Genomic DNA, 21153 nt, shown 5'->3' with positions numbered 1-21153 from the left:
TCAGCGCTCCTCGGGGACGTCACGACAGGGCGGTGAGCCGCTCGAAGACCGGGCCGAGCCGCGCCACGAACCGCTCCGGGCGGCACACCTCGTCCAGCCGCGCCTCGTCCAGCGTCAGCCCCGCCTCGGCGGCGTGCTTGCGCAGCGTCTCCCGGAACGGGACGCCGCTCTCCCAGGTCTCCATCGCCGCCTTCTGGACCAGCGGGTACGCCTCGTCGTCGCGGGACATGCCCGCCTCGACCAGCTCCAGCAGCACGGTGGAGGTGTAGATCAGCCCGCCGGTGGACTCCAGGTTGGCGCGCATCCGGTCGGCGTCCACCACCAGCCCGGACATCAGCCGGATGGTCAGGTTGAGCATGTAGTCCAGCGCGATCGAGGCGTCCGGCAGCGCGATCCGCTCGGTGGAGGAGTGCGAGATGTCCCGCTCGTGCCACAGCGGGATGCCCTCCAACACCGGGACGACCTGCGCCCGCACGATCCGCGCCATGCCCGCCAGCCGCTCGGACATGATCGGATTCTTCTTGTGCGGCATCGCCGAGGAGCCCTTCTGGCCCTTGCCGAACGGCTCCCACAGCTCGCGGACCTCGGTGCGCTGCCCGTGCCGTACCTCCAGCGCGATGGCCTCGCACACCGTCGCCATGATGGCCAGCGCCGAGACCCACTCGCTGACGCCGTCGCGGATCACCACCTGGGTCGACACGTCGGCGGGCTTAAGGCCCAGCCGATCGGCCACGTACCGCTCGACCGCCGGGTCGATGTTGGAGTACGTGCCCACCGCGCCGGAGATCGCCATCACGCCCACCGCCGCGCGGGCGGCCCGCAGCCGGTCCCGCGAGCGCGCCATGGCGAACGCGAAGTCGGCGACCCGGTGCCCCCACACGTCCGGCTCGCCGTGGATGCCGTGCGTGCGGCCCACCCGCAGGGTGCCGCGGTGCTCCAGCGCGTGGTCGCGCAGCACCGCCACCAGCCGGTCGGCCTTCTCCAGCAGGATGTCGGTGGCCTCGACCAGCTGCACGGCCAGCGCGGTGTCCAGCAGGTCCGAGGACGTCATGCCGAAGTGCACGTACGCCGCCGCCTCGCGCGGCTCGGTGTTGTCCGCCCACGCCGACAGGAACGCGATCACGTCGTGCTGGGTGACCGCCTCGATCTCGTGCACCCGCTCCGGGGTGGGCGGCGGGGCCTTGCGGACCGGCTCGGCCACCTCCGCCGGGATCGTGCCGGCCTCGGCGTGGGCTTCGACCACGAGGGTCTCCACCCGGCACCACAGCTCGTACTTGTGCGCGTCGCTCCAGACGCGCCCCATCTCCGGAAGGGTGTAACGCTCGATCACGACACGAGTTTATTGTCGCGGCTCCGCTGCTCAGCCCTGGGACGCCTGCAAGGCGATGTCGGTGCGGTGGTGGGAGCCGCGCAGGCGGATCTTGAAGGCGGCGTCGTAGGCGGTGGCGCGGGCGGCGGCCAGGTCGGGCCCGGTGCCGACGACGTTGAGGACGCGCCCGCCGTTCGCGACGACCCGGCCCTCCTCGTCCAGCTTCGTCCCGGCGTGCAGCACGTACGCGCCGGGGACGGCGGCGGCCTCCGCCAGGCCCTCGATCACGTCGCCCTTGACCGGGGAGGCGGGGTAGTTCTCCGCCGCCACCACGACCGTCACCGCCGCGCCCGGGTGCCACTCCAGCCGGGTCGCCGGGTCCAGCCCGCCGATCGCGCACGCCTGCAGCAGCCCGGCCAGGGGCGTCGCCAGCCGGTCCAGCACGACCTGGGTCTCCGGGTCGCCGAAGCGGGCGTTGAACTCCACGACCCGCACGCCCCGGGACGTCAGCGCCAGCCCCGCGTACAGGACGCCCACGTAGGGCGTCTCGCGGCGGCGCAACTCGTCGATCGTGGGCTGCACGACGGTGGCCATGACCTCGTCCACCAGCCCGGGAGGCGCCCAGGGGAGCGGCGTGTAGGCGCCCATGCCGCCGGTGTTGGGGCCCCGGTCGCCGTCGTAGGCGCGCTTGAAGTCCTGCGCGGGCAGCAGCGGGACGGCGGAGTTGCCGTCGCTCAGCGCGAACAGCGACACCTCGGGCCCGTCCAGGAAGTCCTCGATCACGACCCGGCCACAGGAGGCGGCGTGCCGGACGGCCTCGTCCCGGTCCTCGGTGACGACGACGCCCTTGCCCGCCGCGAGCCCGTCGTCCTTGACCACGTACGGCGGCCCGAACGCGTCGAGCGCCTCGTCCACCTCGCGGGACGACTCGCACACCCGGGAGTCGGCGGTCGGCACGCCCGCCGCGGCCATGATCTCCTTGGCGAACGCCTTGGAGCCCTCGATCCGGGCGGCCGCCCGGTCCGGCCCGAACACCGGCACCCCGGCCTGCCGCAGCGCGTCGGCGACCCCGGTGGTCAGCGGCGCCTCCGGGCCGATCACCACCAGTTCGGGCCGCAGCCGGGCGGCCAGTTCGGTCACCGCGACCGGGTCGGTGGGGTCCAGCACGTGGTTGTGGGCGATCTCCAGGGTCCCGGCGTTGCCGGGGGCGACGTGGAGCGCGGTGACGACGGGGTCGAGGTGCAGGGCGCGGGCGATGGCGTGCTCACGGCCACCGGAGCCCAGAACGAGGATGCGCACGTCGCCCGAGCCTATCGGCCGGACGCGGCGCGCGGGGCGGCGCCCGGGGCGGTACGCGGGGCGGTGCGCGGGACAGTGCGCGAGGCGGTGCCCGGGGCGAACCGCCGGAACGCACGCTCGGGCCGTCTTCGATCGTGTATGAATGCTTTTGTTGAGACGGGTACCACATCTGTGGCGGTGAACCTTCGGCGCCGCCGGGGCGTCTTTGTTATCGATTGATAGCCTTGTGCGGCTGTGCCCTGACGCCGAGGAGTGAAGGGAGGTGGTCGGGATGAGTCCTGGTGATCCTTGCAGTACGGCAGAGGTCCCTCACAGTCCGAGCGTGACCGTTCATCCGTCCGCCTTCATCCGGCGTCCGGCCGTTGCCCTCGTGCGCTCCCCGCGCTGAACCCGCGGGTCGAGCGCGCTCTGCGTGCGCACGGCCGGCGGGAAGGGAACCCCCGATGGCAATGACCCGCGTTCGTCCTGGCCGGGCGACCATGGCGCTGTTCAAGCCGCTGGCGCGTCCGCACCGTACTGCCCCCTCCGTCCCCGCCCCCCGCGATTCGGCCGTCATCGACTGGGCCGCCTACATCGACGGGCAGCGCGTCGACACCGAGACCGTCGCCGACGCGGTACGGCTGGTCCGGGACGGCGAGCTGAACCGCAACGACAACGGCATGGGCTTCGTGTGGGTGGGGCTGCACGAGCCCGACGCCGCCGAACTGGAGCGCCTGGCCCCGGTCTTCGGCCTGCACCCGCTGGCGGTGGAGGACGCCATCCACGCCCACCAGCGACCCAAGCTCGAACGCTACGACGACGTCCAGTTCTTCGTGATGAAGACGGTCGGCTACGCCGAGCACGGCCCGGACGGCAGCGACCTGGTCGAGACCGGCGAGATCATGGTCTTCTGCGGCGCCGACTTCGTGGTCACCGTGCGGCACGGCAGGCAGGGCGAGCTGGGCCCGGTCCGCACCCGGCTGGAGGCCGACCCCCGGCGGCTGGCCCTGGGACCCACCGCCGTCCTGCACGCCATCGCCGACCGGGTGGTGGACGGCTACATGTGCGTGGCCAACGCCGTCCAGGAGGACATCGACGAGGTGGAGGAGGCGGTGTTCTCCCCCGAGCGCACCGACGAGTCCCGCCGCATCTACCGGCTCAAGCGCGAGGTCATCCAGCTCAAGCGGGCGGTCGGCCCGCTGGCCGGCCCGCTGCGCAGCCTGGCCGGGCGCCGCTTCGTCCCGGCCGAGATCAAGGAGTACCTGCGCGACGTCGAGGACCACCTGACCCGCGTCCGCGAGCAGGTCGAGTCCTACGACGAACTGCTCAACCCGATCCTGCAGGCCCACATGACCCAGGTGACGGTCGCCGACAACCAGGACATGCGCCGCATCTCCGCCTGGGGCGCCATCATCATGCTGCCCACCGCCGTCACCGGCATCTACGGCATGAACTTCGACAACATGCCCGCCCTGCACACCGAGTGGGGCTACGTGCTCGTCCTGGCCGTCATCGGCGTCATGTGCCTGGCCCTGCACCGGGGCTTCCGCCGCAACGGCTGGCTGTAGGACCGTCCGCAGGCCGGCCGCGGTCCCCGCCGGGACGCGGCCGGCCCCGGTGGCGCGCGGCGGGAGGCGGGACGTCCGGGGCCGCGGCGAACGGGGCACCCGGCGAAGACGGCGATTGAGGATCAGTCGAAGAGGTCACCGGCCGAGGCGGCGCTTACGGCCCGGCGAAGCCAGACACCGAGCTGCTCCAGGTCGGTGCAGCCGACGATGCGGGCACGGACCTCGTCGGTCACCTCGACGCCGCGGCTGTCCAGCACGGTCAAGACCGCCTTGGCCAGGCCCTCGGCCTCGGCCTCGGCCTTGGCCCGGCGGAAGTAGTCGCTCTTGTACTCGTGCTGCTTGGTCTGCATGATCGCCTCCAGAAGCTTCCCGGCCGCTTGGGGAAGCATTGCCAGCAGTTCGTCAATATATGCCTGGGCCTCGGCCGTGCCGTCCAGACCGGCGCGGTGGAAGACGTCGAACATGCCGGCGAAGACCTTCTCCGCCTCCGGTTCGGTGCCGTGCACCAGCGCCGACAGCACCGCCAGCTCCACGTTCCGCGTCGCCTCGTCCGGATCGATGATCGTCGGCATCTCGTCCGGCCCCAGTACCAGCGGCGTGATCACCAGGCCCGGGTGCCCCATCTGGATCGGCACCCGAGCCTGCCTGGCGACACCACGGTCCGGGCAGATCACCAGCAGGGCCACCGGGCATCGCCGCCGGCTCCACAGCGTCCCCAGGTAGGCCGGCCAGCTCCAGCGCTTCTCCTTGACCGGGCCGCGCTGCACCTCCACGATCAGCGCCAGCGCCGGATTGTTCCCGGACAGCAGGCTGACCACCGAGTCGGCGCGGTACTCCGTCGGCTTGTAGTCGTTCAGCGCCCCGGACTCGACCCGGGCCTCCTCGAAGTCCGGGACCTCCGGGTGCACCAGGCGCAGCAGGTCCGCGGCCAGTGATGGTCGTTCCTGGATCAGTTCGAGCCAGATCTCGTGTTCTCGTGTCGGCACATGTGGACACTAAGGGTGGTCATTCGTATGCGTAGGGCAAACGACGATAAGCGGGGGTTATTCCGATTGGTCCCCGCCGCCGTGGGTGGCGGCGGGGGTCGGTGCAGGTCAGTGGCCGAACAGGTGGCGGGCGGTGCCGGGTGAGGAGAAGACGGTCTCGCCGGTGGCGTCGTTGACGCCGTCGTTGTCGGTGACGATCCAGACGCGGCCGTCTCCGGCGACGGCCAGGCCTTCGACCTTTTCCTGGACGTGGCCGCCGAAGCCTCGCAGGTCCGGCAGCAGGTCGCGGTCGAGCCGCTTGGGCAGCACCGGGAGGGTGCCCGCGGCGGGCGTGCCGGTGGGCAGAGGTATGGAGTAGATCTTCTTGTGTGCGGCGGATGGGCCGGCCGCCTTGTCCCGCTCGACCACCGCGAGCCGGTCGCCGGTCACGATCAGCTCCGACAGCCCGTTCCAGTTGCCGGACGAGGCCGACGGCTCCAGTTCGTAGCCGAACCAGGCCCACGCGCCGGTGGCGACGCTGTAGCGGCCCAGCCGGACCACGTCGGCCGGGTCGCCCGGCAGTGGCCGCTGCAACGTCACCCAGACCTGCTCGTGGGCGCCAGCGCCGGTCACCGCGACGCCTTCCAGGCCCTGCTTGCCCACCCGCGCGGCGATGTCGTCCGGCAGCGGGATCTCCTGCTGGACGGCGCCCTGCTTGTCCAGCCGGACGAGCAGGTTCCGCTCGTACAGGGTGCCGGTCTGGCTCGCGTCGCCCTCGGACGCCAGCCAGAACCCGCCGTGCGGCCGGGCGATGATGCCCTCGGCGTCGTAGGCGGCCGGGGCACCGCCCTTGGTGACGGTCAGGGCCTTGGTGATCGTGGCGGGGCTCGCCTGGGTGTTGATCCGGTAGATCTTGGTGGGGGCGTAGAACGAGTCCGACACCGCGTACAGGCCGTGCCGGTCACCGGGCACCGGCGACAGGCTCGACAGCGCACCCCAGCCGATCGGCTCCCTGGCCACCAGGCCGGGCACGTTGGGCTTGCCCAGCCGGAAGACCTGGACGCCCGCCCGCAGTCCGATGTCGGCGTCGTCCTCCTCGCTGGAGACGATGAACAGGCCCCGCGATGGCACCGGCAGCAGCCCCTCAGGTCCGGCGTTGGTCGGCAGGAACTGCACGAACCTCGGCTTGGACGGCCGGGACACGTCGTAGACGGCGACGAAGTTGGCCCGCTCGGAGCCGACGAAGGCGTACCGGCGGCCCTGGTAGGTCGCCACGGCCAGGCCCTCGGGCTCGGTGCCCTTGTTGCCCGTGCGGTCCTCGTTGTGGTGGCCGTAACGGACGGCCAGATGCTCGAAGGTGTTGCCCGCGTCCCACAGCACCCTGCCGGTGTCACTGAAGACGGTCCAGCCCCGGCTGCCGCCCTTCCAGTCGCCCTCGTTGGCGGTGGCCAGGGTGTGGTCGTCGATCCAGGCGACGGCGTCGGGCTCGCGCGGCACGTCCTTGATGGAGCCGGTGAGTTCCACCGTGCCGTTCTCGTCGGTGTCGATGCCGGTGACGGTGACCCGGCCCGTCGAGAAGACCCGTTCGACCTTTCCGGTGCGCAGGTCGACGACGGCGACGCCGTTGTTCTCCTGCAGCGTCACGGCGACCTTGCCCGCGTCGTTGATCGCGACGTACTCGGGCTCGGGGTCGGCCGGGGTGTCCAGCCCGGCCTGGGCGAACGCCGGCAGCGCGGTGCCGTCTGCGGCCGTGAACGGCACCTTGCGCAGTCTCCAGCCCGCCGGGTCGCCGCCGGTGAGATCGAGGATCTGCAGGAACCCGCCGGGAGCCTGCGGCAGGCCGCCGTCGCCGGCGTCCTCGTCCCGCTCGTTCTCGATGGCGATCGCCGCGTACCGCCCGTCTTTGCTGAGCGCGATCGAGTCGGGCTGTCCGCCGAGTTCCAGGCTGCGCACCCTGGTGCGGTCGGCGAGCCGGATCACGTCCAACCGGCCGGACGGGTCGGTGTGGCTCTCACTGGTGTCGATGACGGCCAGCACGTACGGCCCGGCCACGGCGACCGAGGTGGGCTCCTCACCGTCGGCCAGGGGGAACGTCCCACGGCCCTGCGGCCTGCCCGGGTCGGAGATGTCCAGGAACCCCAGCCGCCCGGCCGCCGCGTCGGTGTAGACCAGCGTCCGCCCGTCCTCGCTCACCGCGCTGATCTCCGCCACGGTCGCGTCTTCGGCGGGCGTCCCGGCGGGCCGGTTCTCCAGCACCGGGTAGGTGGCCGCCCGCTCGAAGAGCCCCTGCGGGCTGGCCTCCGCCGGCGGTACGGCGACCAGCCCGGTCAACCCGATCGTGATGGCGGCGGCGGCCAGGCCCGTCCGCCGGGTGCGTGACTTCATCGCGGCTCCCGTTCGACTGTCGAAGATCGGGACGAAACTGGCAGCCTGCGGAGTCCGGCCGGCGAACCCGGAGCGGCCTCCAGATGAAGATCGCAGGTGGGAGCCGCTAGGGGAGGTGGGCGGCCGGGGTGCAGGGGGCCGGGCGGGGCAGGTCGTAGGACGTCAGGACCTGGTGGAGACGGTCGGGGTAGTCGGTGACGATGGCGTCGACACCGTACTCGATGAAGCGGGCCATGTCGCCGGGGTCGTTGACCGTCCAGACCGCGACCGGGAGGCCGAGGCCGTGGGCGTCGTGCACCAGCTGGGAGGTGACCAGGTGGTGTTCGGGGGAGATGACGCTCGCGCCGGCGGCCACGGCGGCGGCGGTGGGGTCGTCGGGGGACAGCCCGGCCAGCCAGCCGGTGCCGGCGGCGAGGGTCTTGCGCTCGACGAGGGCGACGCGGGCGGCCTGCGGGGCGTGGCTGCGGGCCTCGGCCAGGACGCGCCAGTCGAAGGCCAGGAAGCGGGAGCGGGCCAGCAGGCCGAAGGCGTCGAGGACCTCGGCGACGGCGACGACGAAGCGGCGGATCTCGTCGTCCGGCCAGCCGGGGTCGGTCTTAAGCTCGACGGCCGGGCATATGCCGTCCAGGCCGTGCAGCAGCTCGCAGACCTCCGCCAGGGTAGGCAGCCGGGTGCCGGGCAGCGGAAGCTGGGTGAGGATGAGCGGGTCGCCGTCCTGGCCGGGGCCGATCCTGCGCACCCCCGCGTCCACCGTTCTGATCTGGGCGAGCGTCAGGTCGCGGATATCGCGGCCCACGTACGGGAAGAGTGGGTCGCCGGGGGTGGCCGGGGCGGTGTCGGTGGTGGTGAGCGGGGACAGCGCCTGGTCGTGGTTGACCACCACCACGCCGTCGGCGGTCAGGCCCACGTCGAACTCGATGGCGTCGACGCCGAGTTCGAGGGCGTACGCGAAACCGGGCAACGTGTTCTCCGGTCGCAGCCCCCGCGCTCCCCGATGCCCGTGCACCTCGACGCGTCCGTTCTGGAACGTCACCCCGGGCACGTTACGCGGAGTAACCAAACGTCCCCCGATCAGCCGGTTACGGCCTTCGGAACGGCCGCCGACCCAAGAGTAGACACCCTGGTGGCGTGTGCATCGGCTGTTTGGGCAACAGAAGCGCCGATCGTGGCGGATCGCACAGGATCAAAGGTGCATACGGTACGTGACCGGCGGGCGCGGCGCGCCCGCCGGCGGAGGTCACACCAGCGGGCGCAGCGACAGGGTCTGGTCGCGGCCGGGGCCGACGCCGATGGCCGAGATCTGCGCCCCGGACATCTCCTCGACCGCCCGGACGTAGGCCTGCGCGTTCGGGGGCAGGTCCTCGAACGTCTTGGCGCCGGAGATGTCCTCCTTCCAGCCGTCGAAGTACTCCAGCACGGGCTTGGCGTGGTGGAACTCGGTCTGGGAGGCGGGCATCTCGTCGTGCCGGACGCCGTCGATGTCGTAGGCGACGCAGACCGGCACCTGGTCCAGGCCGGACAGCACGTCCAGCTTGGTGAGGAAGTAGTCGGTGATGCCGTTGACCCGGGTGGCGTAGCGGGCGATCACCGCGTCGAACCAGCCGCAGCGGCGGTCGCGCCCGGTGGTGACGCCGTACTCGCCGCCGGTCTTGCGCAGGTACTCGCCCATCTCGTCGAGCAGTTCGGTGGGGAACGGCCCGGAGCCGACCCGGGTGGTGTACGCCTTCAGGATGCCGATCACCTTGTTGATCTTGGTGGGGCCGATGCCGGATCCGGCGCAGGCGCCGCCCGCGGTGGGGCTGGAGGAGGTGACGAACGGGTAGGTGCCGTGGTCGATGTCGAGCAGGGTGCCCTGCGCGCCCTCCAGCAGCACGACCTTGTCGTCCTCCAGGGCCTTGTTGAGGATCAGGGTGGTGTCGGCGACGTACGGGCGCAGGCGCTCGCCGTACTCGACGTACTCCTGCACGATGGGGCCGGTCTCGATCCGGCGCCGGTTGTAGACCTTGGTGAGGACCTGGTTCTTCTCGCGCAGCGACAGGTCCAGCTTCTGGGTGAGGATGTTGGGGTCGAACAGGTCCTGCACCCGGATGCCCATCCGGTTGATCTTGTCGGCGTAGGCCGGGCCGATCCCGCGGCCGGTGGTGCCGATCCGCGCCTTGCCCAGGTACCGCTCGGTGACCTTGTCCAGCGCCCGGTGGTGCGGCATGATCAGGTGCGCGTTCGCCGAGATCAGCAGGCGCTCACAGGAGACGCCGCGCTCGGCCAGCCCGTCGATCTCACCGAGCAGCACGCCCGGGTCGATCACCACGCCGTTGCCGATGACCGGCACCACGTCCGGCGACAGCACCCCGGACGGCAGCAGGTGCAGGGCGTAGCTGTTGTCCCCGATGACCACGGTGTGGCCGGCGTTGTTACCGCCCTGGTAGCGGACCACGTAGTCGACGTCCCCGCCGAGCAGGTCGGTCGCCTTGCCCTTGCCTTCGTCCCCCCACTGGGCTCCGACAAGCACGATGGCAGGCATCAGGTCATCCCCTTCCGCGGCACACCGGCGGCGCGGCGCACATCCCCTCTCATGACGAAGGCCCCTGTGCGCAAGCGCTAAGGGGCCTCTTGCGTGCAAATCGTACCCGGAGTCGGGCCGCCGGGAAACCGCGCCAGGCCGATCACAGGTCCCTGAGCAGGCCGTTGACGTCCCGGAACCGTGACGAGTGCGGCATCACGGCACCTGCGGGGCGGCGGTGACGCAGGTGCCGCAGGTGCCGCAGGTGCCGTGACCGGGCCGGCCGTGTCGTCAGGCGTCCAGGTGGTCGGCGGCGGTGGCGCTGCTGTCGCGCAGGAACGTGCGGCAGCGGTCGGCCTCCTCGTTCTCACCGATGGCGGCGGCGGCACGGGCCAGCGCGTGCAGGGCGCGCAGGAAGCCGCGGTTGGGCTCGTGCTCCCAGGGGACCGGGCCGTGCCCCTTCCAGCCCGCCCGGCGCAGCTGGTCGAGCCCCCGGTGGTAGCCGGTCCGGGCGTAGGCGTACGACTCGATCACGTTGCCGTTCTCGAACGCGCGGTCGGCCAGCGCCGCCCAGGCGGCCGAGTGGGTGGGGTGCTTGGCGGCCACCTCGACCGGGTCCACGCCGTCGTTCAGGGCGGTCTGGGCCTCGGTGTTCTCCGGAAGTCGGGTGGGCGGCGGTCCGCCGAGCAGGTTCTGGGTCATGTGCGCCATCGTAATTCGGACGGCGGGGCGGGCGTCCCGGCGGGTCGGGGCGGATCGGTCAGGCGGGCGCGCCGAGCGGTAGCCGGAAGTGGGCCGAGCCGTCCTCGTGCCAGGGGCGGACCAGGGGCCAGGCCGTCCGGATGGCCGACAGGGCCGGGCGGTTGCCGGGCAGCACTCCGGCGTCGAACGCGGTGATGCCGCGCCGGGCGGCCGTCAGGGCGAGGCAGCCGACCAGCAGCCGCCCCACCCCGTGCCGCTGCCAGGGGTCGGTGACGAGCACGGCCAGTTCGGCGCGGTGGGGGTCGGCGGGGGCGCGGACGTACTCGGCGATGCCCACGATGTCGTCGTCGACCAGCGCCACCAGGGCCTCGCGGTCCCAGTGGTCGAGGCGGTCCAGGTGCCGGACGTAGGTGTCGGGGATGTGCGGGGTGCCGGCGAAGAACCGGGAGTACAGGCTGTGCGTCGAGAGCCGGCCGGACATCCGGCGCAGCCGCGGCCCGTCGGTGATCCCGTACGGCCGCACGCGCACGTCGCCCAGCCACGGGGAGCCGCCCTCGTCTTTGAGTTGCGTCATAAAACTCATTGGATCCCAAAGAGTTTCGTGAAGCAACCCTCTATCGGTCACACTGCCGGCGGAAGGCAGCGGGAGGGAACGGTCAGCCGGTGGGAGGGGACGGTCAGCCGGCGGGCCGGGCGCCGGGGCCCGGACGGGGCTCGACGTCGGAGGGGCCCAGGGCGGCGCCGCAGGAGTCGCAGCCCAGCCGGTCGGTCAGGGTGCCGCCGCAGCCGCGGTGCACGACGACCATCGGAGGGCCGTCGGCGGCGTAGTAGCGGTCGCCCCACTTGAGCAGCATCATCATCACCGGCCACAGCTCGACGCCCTTGCGGGTCAGCCGGTACTCGTAGCGGTCGGGGCGTTCCTGGTAGCGGTGCCGGCGCAGGATGCCCTCGTCGCACAGCCGGTTCAGCCGGTCGGTCAGCACGTTGCGCGCCATGCCCAGCCGCGCGGCGAAGTCGTCGAAGCGCCGCACCCCTTCGAAGGCGGTGCGGATCACCAGCAGCGTCCAGCGGTCTCCGACGACCTCCAGCGACCGGGCGATCGAGCAGTTCTGGCTCTCGTACGTGCGGGGCAACACGGCTACGAGGCTACCCGGGTTGCGTCAGAAAACGCCCTGTCGAGCAGCCGCCCGTCACGCGAACGGCCGTGGCCGCGCTCCCGAGGGGGCGCGGCCACGGCCGGACGGGACGTGGGACGTGCGGGCGTCAGCCGAGCTTCTTGCCCGCCGACAGCAGGTTCTCGCAGGCGGTGACCACGCGGGCGGCCATCCCGGCCTCGGCGGCCTTGCCGTAGGAGCGCGGGTCGTACTGCTTCTTGTTGCCGACCTCGCCGTCCACCTTCAGCACGCCGTCGTAGTTGCGGAACATGTGGTCGGCGATCGGGCGGGTGAAGGCGTACTGGGTGTCGGTGTCGATGTTCATCTTGATGACGCCGTAGGAGATCGCCTCGCGGATCTCCTCCAGGGAGGAGCCGGAGCCGCCGTGGAAGACCAGGTCGAACGGCTTGTCCTGGCCGTGCTTGGCGCCGACCGCCTCCTGGATCTCCTTGAGCACCTCCGGGCGCAGCTTGACGTGGCCCGGCTTGTAGACGCCGTGCACGTTGCCGAAGGTGGCGGCCAGCATGTAGCGGCCCTTGTCACCCAGCCCGAGGGACTCGGCGGTGGCCAGCGCGTCGCCGACGGTGGTGTAGAGCTTCTCGTTCATCTCGCCGACGATGCCGTCCTCCTCACCGCCGACCACGCCGATCTCCGCCTCCATGATCACGCGGGCCTTGGCGCACTCCTCCAGCAGCTCCGCGGCGATCTGCAGGTTCTCGTGCAGCTCCACCGCCGAGCCGTCCCACATGTGGGACTGGAACAGCGGGTCCAGGCCCTTGGCCACCCGCTCCTGGGAGATCTTCACCAGCGGCCGCATGAAGCCGTCCAGCTTGTCCTTGGGGCAGTGGTCGGTGTGCAGCGCGATGTTCACCGGGTACTTGTCGGCGACGACGCGGGCGAACTCGGCGAACGCCACCGAGCCCGTCACCATGTCCTTGACGGCGGTGCCGGACAGGTACTCGGCGCCGCCGGTGGAGACCTGGATGATGCCGTCGCTCTCGGCCTCGGCGAAACCGCGCAGCGCCGCGTTCAGCGTCTGGCTCGAGGTCACGTTGATGGCGGGGAAGGCGAAGCCCTCCTGCTTGGCGCGGTCGAGCATCTGCGCGTAGACCTCAGGGGTCGCGATGGGCATTGTGAACGTCCTTTCTTTCACGCCTGTCCGCAGCGAGGTGCCATGACCGGCCCTGTGACTGGGGCCCGCCCCATCGGGGGACGCCACCGGCCAGCCTACGGCCAAGTATCCCGGACCGGCGGCCGCGAAACACCTCCGGGGTGCTCTGGACCGATCCCGGTTCCCCTGGTGACAGGGCATGTCAGGGGCGGTGTCACGAAGCCGGGCCACCGGTGCGGGACGGCGGGGACGCGGGGCGGCCACCGGGACGCCGGAGGCGGGACGGCCTTGGCTCTTCGGGAGGAAAGGCGTGGCCTGGACAGATAAGCTCACACCGTGGAACTCGCGGTGAACTTTCTCGACCCTCAGTCCCTGATCGTCACGTTCGGCGTGATCGGCATCCTGGCGATCATCTTCGCCGAGACCGGGCTGCTGTTCGGTTGCATCCTGCCCGGTGACTCGCTGCTGTTCGCGGCGGGTGTGTTCACCGTGGGGTCGGCGGCCAGCGGCATCGGCCTGGACCAGCCGCTGTCGCTGCCGGTGCTGCTGGTCGGGGGGCCGCTGTGCGCCATCGCCGGGGCGCAGCTCGGGCACTGGCTCGGCGCCAAGTACGGACGCCGGCTGTTCGACCGGCCGGACTCGAAGATCTTCCGCCAGGAATGGGTGGAGAAGGCCGAGCACTACTTCGACAAGTTCGGCCCGGCCAAGGCCGTGGTGCTGGCCCGCTTCATCCCGATCGTGCGGACGTTCCTCAACCCGCTGGCCGGGATGCTGGGCATGGATGCCCGCAAGTTCTTCCTCTGGAACGTGATCGGCGCCGTGCTGTGGACCGACGGGCTCTTCCTGGCCGGCCACTTCCTCGGTTCGAAGATTCCGAACATCGAGACCTACATCATGCCCGGAATCGTGGTGATCGTCCTACTTTCGATCATTCCGATCGTGCGTGAGGTGATGAAGGGACGCCGCGAGGCGCGCCTGAACGCCGACAAGAATGCAGCAGAACAGTCGCGAGCGTCGCTGAGCGGTGACAGTTCTCGCTAACCTCCCCATGTGGGACGTCACCGGTCGGACCCTAGAGGTCTTGCGCGCATACTCTTCGCGACCCTTGCCGTGGCAGCGGCACTGGCTCTCGTCGTCATCGGCGGGCTCGCGCTGGTCAACGCGCTCACCTCGCCGCCGCCGGGGCCCGCGCCGAGTTCGGCCCTGCCCTCGACCCAGAGCGTCGAAGAACCGGGCGGCTCGCAGGAGCCGCCCTCCGTGGACCCGTCGGCGGCCCCGCTGGTGATCACCGTCACCGGACGGCCCACCACCGTCTTCGTGAAGGTGCCCGGCAGCGACGGGGCGGTCCTGCTGCGCGGCGAACTCGGTCCGGGCGAGACCCGCAAGTACGACCAGGCGCCGCTGGACGTCGTCGTGTCGGACTCGGCCTCGGTCGAGGTGCGGATCTACGGCGAACTGCAGACCGACACTGACGGCGGACGCGGCCAGTGGGCCGTGCCCGCCAGGTCCGGCTGACCCACCCCACGTCCCTCCACCGCCCGGCCCGTGTCGCAGGCCGGTGAACGGGTCAGTCGACGCCCAGGTCGGAGACCTGGTAGGCGGAGCGGTAGTCCAGGCCCTCGGCGCGGATGCGCTCGGCGGCCCCCCGTTCGACGATGGTCGCCACCCCGACCACCTCGGCGCCCGCCTCACGCAGCGCCTGCACGGCGGTGAGGACGGAGCCGCCGGTGGTGGAGGTGTCCTCCACGGCCAGCACGCGCCGGCCCGCCACGTCCGGGCCCTCGACCCGGCGCTGCAGGCCGTGGGTCTTGTCGGCCTTGCGGACGACGAACGCGTCGAGCCGGCGGCCCTGGGCGTGTGCGGCGTGCAGCATCGCCGCGGCGACCGGGTCGGCGCCGAGGGTCAGCCCGCCCACCGCGTCGTAGGCCAGGTCGGCGGTCAGGTCGAGCATCACCCGCCCCACCAGCGGGGCGGCCCGCCCGTCCAGCGTCACCCGGCGCAGGTCGACGTACCAGGTGGCGCGCCGCCCGGACGACAGCGTGAACTCGCCGTGCACGACGGCCTTCTTCTTGATCTCTTGCAGTAGTTCTTCGCGGTCGTTCACGACAAGAACCCTAGTCGCGCCCTGGTGCAGCCTGCGCGGCACGGTGCACCGGGACGGGGCGCGGCGTGGCGGGGCATGCCACGGCGGGCCGGGCGGGTGTACCTTCGGTTGATGCCGCGCCGTTTCCACAGGGTCGCATAGCGCCATGACGCCCGGCTCGCTGATCCTGCTGCACCCTCCCCACGCCACCGCCGGCGCCTGGGGAGGGCTTCCCGAACTGCTGCGCTCGTACGGGCTGGACGTGATCGCCCCCGACATCCGGGAGGGCGGCGGGATGCGGTATGTGGCCCGTGCCTCGCTGGTGATCTCCGCCGCCGGTCCGAACGTGCCGCTGGTGCTCGTCGGCCGGGGCGCCGCGGGCCCGCTGCTGCCGGCCGTCGCCGCCGCCCAGCGCGCGGCCCACCGGCCGATCGGCGGCTACGTGTTCGTGGACGCCGACCTTCCCGTGCACCGCCGCCCCTCCGGTCCCGACCACGACGGGCACGACCACGGGCACGACCACGGGCACGGGAACGGCAACGCCTTCGGCCCGGCCGAGGGCGCGGTGCCGGTCCCGGCCGACTGGCCGGAGGCGCCGTGCGGATATCTGAGCACGCGCGACGAGCAGAACCCGCCGATACGCCAGGCCAGGCTGCGCGGCTGGCCGATCAGAACGCCGCACGCCCACTCCGGCGGCGACATCGCACGAGCACTGAACGACCTCATCGCCGCCCTGTGAAGCCACCCGGCGGACCTTGGCAGGCGCACGTGGCCACCTGAGGAGCCTCGCGGATGTGACATCGCGCGAGGCGCCGCGCGGATCGCCGGGCACGGTGCCCGAAGGACCGCAGGGGCCCGCCCCGGCGGGTCGCGCGCCGGGCGCCGGTCAGGGGGCCTTGAGCAGGTCGTCCAGCATCGCGTCGTACTCGTCCTCGGAGCGTCCGAGGTCGATCCTGGCCCGGTAGCGCAGCCGCAGCAGTCCCTCCAGGCTGTCCTCGGCGACCACCAGGTCGTCGCCGGGGCCGGTGCGGCGCTCGCGCAGGGCGAGCACCATGTCGGCGCCCGCCGTCGCCCACTCGTACGCCCCGGCCAGGTCCCCCTGCGCGTACAGCACCTCGGCCACGGTCCGGTAGACCTCGGGGTCGCGTGGCGCGTCCGCGCGGATCTGCTCGATCAGGTCCCGTGCCTCGTCGGGGCGGTCCAGCTCGAACAGCGCGTCGGCGAGGTAGGCGCGCGGGTCGCCGTAGGTCTCGCCGCCGTCCTCGATCGCCTGACGGTAGAGCTCGGCCGCCTTGCCATGATCGCCCGCGTGCTGCCACTGCTCCCCGGCGCGCAGCAGCACCTTGGCGCGGGAGACCCCTCCGGACACCGACGCGGCCAGCTCCGACAGCCGCCGCGCCGCCGACGTGTGATCGCCCGTGCGCAGGGTGGCGAACTCCAGATCGTCGAGATCGTCTTCCGTCACATGCGTCACGCTTCAACGCTACCCGCCGGTCGGCACCCGAAGCGGGGGATTTGCGGATGATCGCGAATCCGATTCGATTTCGTCCCGGCCCGCCCGACCTGCGACGCGACGGCCGGTCACCCGGGGGTTACCGGCGAGAGCGCTCCAGGGCGTCCCAGAAGCCGCGGCGCAGCGCGTGCCGTACCTCGTCGTGCAGCAGGAAGTCGATCGGCAGCGAGGAGCCCTGCAGCAGCCGGGCCTCCAGGTCCGAGGGCATCCGCGGCTTGCGGGCCAGCACCGCCTCCAGCCAGAGCGCGGGCGCGTCCCGGGCGACCGACTCGCCGAAGTCCTGGCCCTCCTTGTGCGCGGCCTTCACCGCGTCCGCCAGCGTCGGGGTGCTCTGCTGCACAGCAGGCAGCGGGGACAACTGCTGCTGCGGGCCGGTGTAGGAGATCGGCGGCGACGACGGCTGGGGGATCGGCTGCGGGCCGGTCGGCGTGGGCGAGGGCGGCGGCCCGTACTGCGTCATCCCGCCGGGTGGGGAGGACGGCGGGGAAGGCGAGGGAGTGGGGGCGGACGGGATCGGGGGCGAGGGGGCGGGAATCTGCGGGCCGGTGGACGCCGAGCCGTTGACCCCGCCGAACCCGCCGAAGCCGGAGCCCGCGGGCGGTCCGGACGGCTGGTCGAGGGGCGGGGAGCCGTAGTTGCGCGTGCCGGTGGTGCCCAGCGAGCCGCCGTACCCCGACCCGGAGCCCGCGCCGTTCGGCAGCGGGTTGGAGCCGGTGTTCGCCGAGGACGTCCCGCCGCCGGAGGAGGTGGGGACCGGTGGCTGCCCGGTGAGGGGGGAGCTGGGCGGCGGGCTGCTGAGCGGACCGGTCGGCAGCGGCGCGAGCGACTGGCCGCTGCTCTTGCCGTGCCCGTTGGACAGCGGCGACACCGGGGCGCCGCCCTGGTCGAGCCCGCTGAGCAGGGTGACGTACGGGCGCAGATGACCGGAGCCGATCTCGATCAGGTCGTCGCACTCCTGGCGCAGCACCCGCGAGATCGTCCAGTTGCCGTCCACCGCGACGTGCACCACGGTGACCCGCACGCCGAGCTCCTGGGCGTCGCAGATGGCGGTGGACAGGTCCTCGTCCCCGCTGACCAGCACCGCGTCGGCGATGGCCCCGTTGCGGGCCAGGGCCAGCAGGTCCCGGTGGATCTCGGTGTCCACGCCCTCACGGCGGCCCGGCCGGATGCGTCCCAGCCGCAGCTTGAGGCCGGGCAGGTCGGCCAGCGCCTCGTGCTCGGGGGAGCGCCGCCCCTCGACGGTCGCCTCGTACCAGTAGCAGCGCAGCAGCGGCATGCCGGTGCGCTCGCGGCCAAGGTTGCCCAGCAGTTGCAGGAGCCCGGCGAAGTCCCAGGAGACGGCCTCCCGATGGCGGGTCCCATGCACCGCCATCGCGCCGTCGGCCAGCAGGTAGCCGGCGTCTACGAACAGCGCACAGCGATCCATGTCGCACCGCCCTTTCTCGCTACGGGGACCCTCGGCAGCCGGCTCCGCGACGGAGCCGGGGGCCGCCGCCGACCCTGCCGGTGGCCCACGTTCCATCTCAGCGGACGCGGGGCTGCGAGGGATCCCGGGCATCACTAGCGTAGTGAAGGCCTGTTGTGCCGTAAGCCGATACGGCGATTCGCCGCCGATGCACGACCGACAGCCTCCACGGACACTGCGAGGGGACGCTACCAGGGCCTCTGGCCATCCGGAATGCCTCGTCCATAGATCTTTACAGCCGAGTTCGACGGTCGGTTCGATCGTAGATGGAGCCACAGAGACCCGCCTTAAGAGCAGGTCAAGAGTTCCCGCCCGGCGACGGCGGTCTGCGTCCCGTTCAGGCCGACAGGTCCGCCGTGCCGCGTTCGGTGAGCGTGGTGCCGTCGGCGGCGGCCTCCCAGCGCACCCGGGACGTCCGGCCGTCGACCTCGATGGTGGCGATCATGTTGTCGAACCACGGGCCGCGGGTGAGCCGCCACCGCAGCGGCGGCTTCGGGACGCGGGCGAGCGCGGCCAGCCCCCGGAAGGCCCAGGCCATGCCCCGCCGGCACGCCAGCACGTTGGCCAGCCGGAACCTGCCCTGCAGCGGGTTGCGCAGCGGTGAGCAGACCACCTGGGAGATCGGCGTCGCCCCGCTGTCGGGGGCGGTGACCCGGGCCAGGTAGGAGTAGTGCACATCGCCGGACAGGAACGCGATGCTCGCCGGGGCGGGGCCGCGCTCCTGGCGGGCCACCGCGAGCACGTCGCCGGCCACCGAGCGGAAGGACGCGTCGAAGGCGGCCCAGTGCTCCAGGTCGGCGGCCTGCCGGACCTTCTCGCCGAGCCGGGCGCCGGCCCGTCCCCAGGCGCCGCCGGCCATCGCCTCGTTCCAGTTCTCGGCGTTGTGGATGGCCCGGGGCAGCAGGTACGGCAGCGAACTGGCGAGCAGCAGGTGGTCGACGCCGCCCCGGCACTGCTCGCGCAGCCACTGGTGCTCGGCGTCGTCCAGCATGGCCCGGCGGTCGGGGGTCAGCAGCCGGGCGCAGCGGCTGTCCACCATGACCAGCCGGGTGCCGCCGAAGTCGCGGGTGTAGCTCCAGCGCGCCTTGTCGGGCTCCTTGTCGGCCCGCTCGGCGAACTCGTCCACGATCTCCCCGGCGTCGCCGTCGGCCGCCCGGACCCGCGCGTACAGTTCGTCGGCGGCCCGTTCCTCGGGCGACATGTTGCCCAGGTGCTGGTAGATCCAGTACGACCCGAGGCCGCCGGTGATGCGCCTGCGCCACCAGGGCAGGGCCCACATCTGCTCGCGCCAGGTGTAGGAGGTGTTCCAGTCGTCCCGTACGTCGTGGTCGTCGAAGATCGTGTACGTGGGCACGGTGGACAGCAGCCAGCGGACCGCCGGGTCGGTCCGCCAGGCCAGCCGGTACAGGTAGGTGTACTCCTCGAAGTCGGCCAGCTCGTCCACCGGCTCGCTGTCGGTGCCGCGCCGCCGGCGGATGAACTCGCGGATCTCCTCGCCGAGCTCGTCGGCGTACACCTGGTCGCCGATCATCAGCAGCGCGGTGGGCCACTGGCCGGACCCCTCGGCCAGCCGGTGCGCGTACGCCGACAGGGCGTCCGGCCCGTGCTCGCCGCGGGGGTCGGGGCTGCGCCGGCAGGAGCCGAACGCCAGCCGTACCGGGCCACCGTCCCGCCGGGTGTGGATCACGCTGTCGGGGAGGCTCCGCTCACCCGGCTCGGGCCAGGCGACCTGGCCGTCCAGCAGCACCTGGTAGGGGGTTTGCGAACCCGGCTCCAGCCCGTCGATCTCCACCAGGGCGTAGTGGTGACCGTGGACGGTGAAGGTCGGAGAGGACGCGCCGAGGACCTCCACCGTGCAGGGGCGGTCGGTCTCCACCCATACGGTCGCGGTGCGCTCGCCGACATGACGGAGGAGGGGTCCGAGAACCAGTTCGGTCATATCGCGCATCTCTAGTCCACCGGACGCCTCCGCGTCCACCGGGCGGACGCCGGGGGTGGGGCTCGGCGGGGCGTCGTGGGTCTCGCAGTGCCAGTCCTAACTGGCGATTCGTGCTCGCCGGATGCTCGGTGACTGCTCACAGTCACCCGGTGACTCCGCAAGCGTTTGGGGGCTACCGGCCAGTAGGAAGAATGGTCTACTCTGCGGTAACTGCCAGTTGAGACTGGCAGCGTACGGCGTGGGGAAAGGAAGGACGATCACCATGGCGAAACCCGGGATCGCCGGCCAGGTCGTGGTGGTCACCGGTGCCGCCCGTGGCCTGGGCGAACTGCTGGCGCGGCGGCTGGCCGCACGCGGCGCCCGGCTGGCGCTGCTCGGACTGGAGCCCGCCGAGCTGGCCCGGGTCGCCGAGGCGTGCGGCGAGGACGCCGGCTGGTGGGAGGCGGACGTCACCGACGACGCGGCCATGGCCAAGGTCGCCGGGGAGATCGTCGAGCGGTACGGGCGCATCGACGTCGTGATCGCCAACGCCGGCATCGCCACCGGCGGGCCGGTGCAGTACTCCGACCCCCGCACGTTCGCCCGCGTCATCGAGGTCAACCTGCTGGGCAGCGTCACCACCGCCCGCGCCTTCATCCCCGCGCTGCGTGAGAGCAGGGGCTACTTCTTCCAGGTCGCCTCGCTGGCCGCGCTGTGCGCCGCGCCCATGATGGCCGCCTACTGCGCCAGCAAGTCCGGGGTCGAAGCGTTCGCCCACTGCCTGCGGGCCGAGCTCGCCCCGCACGGCGTACGGGTGGGCGTCGGCTACCTGAGCTGGACCGACACCGACATGGTGCGGGGCGCCGACGAGAACGAGGTGCTGCGCGAGATGCGCGCCGGGCTGCCGTTCCCCACCAACCGCACCTACCCTCTGGAGCCCACCGTGGACCGCCTGGTGGACGGCATCGTCCGCCGCCGCCCCCATGTCTACGGCCAGCGCTGGCTGCCGGCCCTGCAACTGGCGCGGGCGTTCGTCCCGGCGACCGTCACCCGCCACGCCCGGCGCGTGATGGGCGACTTCGAGACCCGCTGGCTGGCCGCGGGCGCCGACACGCATCTGGTCGGGGCCGGTGGCGCCGCGGCCTCGGCCGCCGATCCCGCCGGTCCCGCCGGCACGTGAGATCCGGTCACCCCCTCTGATC

At 72.1% G+C, this 21153-nt stretch carries 19 protein-coding genes; 5 read left to right on the top strand and 14 right to left on the bottom strand.

What is annotated here, in order from left to right; genetic code table 11:
• Positions 1-19: 19 nt before the first annotated feature.
• Together purB and purD are read right to left on the bottom strand one after the other, a co-directional pair.
• Positions 20-1330 (bottom strand): adenylosuccinate lyase, encoded by a 1311-nt coding sequence (purB, locus tag C4U03_RS33785; RefSeq protein WP_103943873.1) that lies wholly within the window; start codon positions 1328-1330, stop codon positions 20-22.
• A gap of 30 nt (positions 1331-1360) precedes the next feature.
• A complete protein-coding gene (purD, locus tag C4U03_RS33780; protein ID WP_103943872.1) occupies positions 1361-2608 on the bottom strand; it encodes a phosphoribosylamine--glycine ligase in 1248 nt (415 codons plus the stop codon).
• A 443-nt stretch (positions 2609-3051) separates the two neighbouring features.
• Between purD and C4U03_RS33770 the strand changes: the two genes are divergently transcribed.
• The gene (locus C4U03_RS33770; RefSeq protein ID WP_200827653.1) at positions 3052-4155 is read left to right on the top strand and encodes a magnesium and cobalt transport protein CorA; all 1104 of its coding nucleotides are present in this window, start codon (positions 3052-3054) and stop codon (positions 4153-4155) included.
• Between the two features lie 122 nt (positions 4156-4277).
• On the opposite strand, the gene C4U03_RS33765 is transcribed toward C4U03_RS33770, so the two are convergent.
• The 8 genes from C4U03_RS33765 to fbaA form a co-directional block, all read right to left on the bottom strand.
• On the bottom strand, positions 4278-5141 hold the full coding sequence (locus C4U03_RS33765) for a hypothetical protein (RefSeq protein WP_103943869.1): 864 nt from the start codon (positions 5139-5141) through the stop codon (positions 4278-4280).
• 108 nt (positions 5142-5249) lie between these two features.
• Positions 5250-7505 carry an esterase-like activity of phytase family protein gene (locus tag C4U03_RS33760; protein WP_103943868.1) on the bottom strand — a complete coding sequence of 752 codons (2256 nt, stop codon included), beginning with the start codon at positions 7503-7505 and terminating at the stop codon, positions 5250-5252.
• Between the two features lie 106 nt (positions 7506-7611).
• Positions 7612-8538 carry a glycerophosphodiester phosphodiesterase family protein gene (locus C4U03_RS33755; RefSeq protein ID WP_103943867.1) on the bottom strand — a complete coding sequence of 309 codons (927 nt, stop codon included), beginning with the start codon at positions 8536-8538 and terminating at the stop codon, positions 7612-7614.
• A gap of 204 nt (positions 8539-8742) precedes the next feature.
• The gene (locus C4U03_RS33750) at positions 8743-10026 is read right to left on the bottom strand and encodes an adenylosuccinate synthase (protein ID WP_103943866.1); all 1284 of its coding nucleotides are present in this window, start codon (positions 10024-10026) and stop codon (positions 8743-8745) included.
• 270 nt (positions 10027-10296) lie between these two features.
• The gene (locus C4U03_RS33745; RefSeq protein ID WP_200827652.1) at positions 10297-10716 is read right to left on the bottom strand and encodes a DUF3151 domain-containing protein; all 420 of its coding nucleotides are present in this window, start codon (positions 10714-10716) and stop codon (positions 10297-10299) included.
• Between the two features lie 49 nt (positions 10717-10765).
• On the bottom strand, positions 10766-11281 hold the full coding sequence (locus C4U03_RS33740) for a GNAT family N-acetyltransferase (RefSeq protein ID WP_235018307.1): 516 nt from the start codon (positions 11279-11281) through the stop codon (positions 10766-10768).
• 103 nt (positions 11282-11384) lie between these two features.
• Entirely contained in the window at positions 11385-11843 is a 459-nt protein-coding gene (locus C4U03_RS33735) for a winged helix-turn-helix transcriptional regulator (RefSeq protein WP_103943863.1), read from the bottom strand.
• Positions 11844-11970: 127 nt separating this feature from the next.
• Positions 11971-12993: a class II fructose-bisphosphate aldolase gene (gene fbaA / locus C4U03_RS33730; protein ID WP_103943862.1), complete on the bottom strand. Its 1023-nt coding sequence runs from the start codon at positions 12991-12993 to the stop codon at positions 11971-11973.
• Between the two features lie 315 nt (positions 12994-13308).
• Here fbaA and C4U03_RS33725 point away from each other — a divergent pair, with 315 nt between their 5' ends.
• Both C4U03_RS33725 and C4U03_RS33720 read left to right on the top strand, forming a co-directional pair.
• Positions 13309-14013: a DedA family protein gene (locus C4U03_RS33725; RefSeq protein WP_235018306.1), complete on the top strand. Its 705-nt coding sequence runs from the start codon at positions 13309-13311 to the stop codon at positions 14011-14013.
• 69 nt (positions 14014-14082) lie between these two features.
• Complete coding sequence (locus C4U03_RS33720) at positions 14083-14487, top strand: hypothetical protein (RefSeq protein ID WP_103943861.1); 405 nt, start codon at positions 14083-14085, stop codon at positions 14485-14487.
• A gap of 52 nt (positions 14488-14539) precedes the next feature.
• Here C4U03_RS33720 and pyrE read toward each other — a convergent pair whose 3' ends face one another.
• Positions 14540-15076 (bottom strand): orotate phosphoribosyltransferase, encoded by a 537-nt coding sequence (gene pyrE / locus C4U03_RS33715; RefSeq protein ID WP_103943860.1) that lies wholly within the window; start codon positions 15074-15076, stop codon positions 14540-14542.
• Between the two features lie 145 nt (positions 15077-15221).
• On the opposite strand from pyrE, the gene C4U03_RS33710 reads away from it, so the two are divergent.
• Positions 15222-15794, top strand: a complete 573-nt coding sequence (locus tag C4U03_RS33710; protein ID WP_235018305.1) for a hypothetical protein — start codon at positions 15222-15224, stop codon at positions 15792-15794.
• Between the two features lie 147 nt (positions 15795-15941).
• Here C4U03_RS33710 and C4U03_RS33705 read toward each other — a convergent pair whose 3' ends face one another.
• From C4U03_RS33705 to C4U03_RS33695, 3 genes are all read right to left on the bottom strand, one after another.
• Positions 15942-16529 (bottom strand): tetratricopeptide repeat protein, encoded by a 588-nt coding sequence (locus C4U03_RS33705; RefSeq protein WP_235018304.1) that lies wholly within the window; start codon positions 16527-16529, stop codon positions 15942-15944.
• Between the two features lie 118 nt (positions 16530-16647).
• A complete protein-coding gene (locus C4U03_RS33700; RefSeq protein ID WP_103943858.1) occupies positions 16648-17994 on the bottom strand; it encodes an NYN domain-containing protein in 1347 nt (448 codons plus the stop codon).
• Between the two features lie 376 nt (positions 17995-18370).
• Entirely contained in the window at positions 18371-19972 is a 1602-nt protein-coding gene (locus tag C4U03_RS33695; protein ID WP_103943857.1) for an alkaline phosphatase D family protein, read from the bottom strand.
• A gap of 262 nt (positions 19973-20234) precedes the next feature.
• On the opposite strand from C4U03_RS33695, the gene C4U03_RS33690 reads away from it, so the two are divergent.
• Positions 20235-21131, top strand: coding sequence for an SDR family oxidoreductase (locus tag C4U03_RS33690; RefSeq protein ID WP_103943856.1), 897 nt, complete (start codon positions 20235-20237; stop codon positions 21129-21131).
• Positions 21132-21153: the final 22 nt, after the last annotated feature.

Origin of the sequence: Thermomonospora echinospora, from assembly GCF_900108175.1 — a bacterium.
Classification (GTDB): domain Bacteria; phylum Actinomycetota; class Actinomycetes; order Streptosporangiales; family Streptosporangiaceae; genus Thermomonospora; species Thermomonospora echinospora.
The sequence above is the reverse complement of the archived record's forward strand: the minus strand, read 5'-3'. Positions and strand labels throughout refer to the sequence as shown.

Excerpts from the sequence above, each read along its gene's own strand:
- C4U03_RS33770 (WP_200827653.1), top strand. The coding sequence starts at position 3,052 with ATGGCAATGACCCGCGTTCGTCCTGGCCGGGCGACCATGGCGCTGTTC.
- C4U03_RS33760 (WP_103943868.1), bottom strand. The coding sequence starts at position 7,505 with ATGAAGTCACGCACCCGGCGGACGGGCCTGGCCGCCGCCGCCATCACG.
- C4U03_RS33750 (WP_103943866.1), bottom strand. The coding sequence starts at position 10,026 with ATGCCTGCCATCGTGCTTGTCGGAGCCCAGTGGGGGGACGAAGGCAAG.
- C4U03_RS33745 (WP_200827652.1), bottom strand. The coding sequence starts at position 10,716 with ATGGCGCACATGACCCAGAACCTGCTCGGCGGACCGCCGCCCACCCGA.
- C4U03_RS33740 (WP_235018307.1), bottom strand. The coding sequence starts at position 11,281 with ATGACGCAACTCAAAGACGAGGGCGGCTCCCCGTGGCTGGGCGACGTG.
- fbaA (WP_103943862.1), bottom strand. The coding sequence starts at position 12,993 with ATGCCCATCGCGACCCCTGAGGTCTACGCGCAGATGCTCGACCGCGCC.
- C4U03_RS33710 (WP_235018305.1), top strand. The coding sequence starts at position 15,222 with ATGACGCCCGGCTCGCTGATCCTGCTGCACCCTCCCCACGCCACCGCC.
- C4U03_RS33700 (WP_103943858.1), bottom strand. The coding sequence starts at position 17,994 with ATGGATCGCTGTGCGCTGTTCGTAGACGCCGGCTACCTGCTGGCCGAC.
- C4U03_RS33695 (WP_103943857.1), bottom strand. The coding sequence starts at position 19,972 with ATGACCGAACTGGTTCTCGGACCCCTCCTCCGTCATGTCGGCGAGCGC.
- C4U03_RS33690 (WP_103943856.1), top strand. The coding sequence starts at position 20,235 with ATGGCGAAACCCGGGATCGCCGGCCAGGTCGTGGTGGTCACCGGTGCC.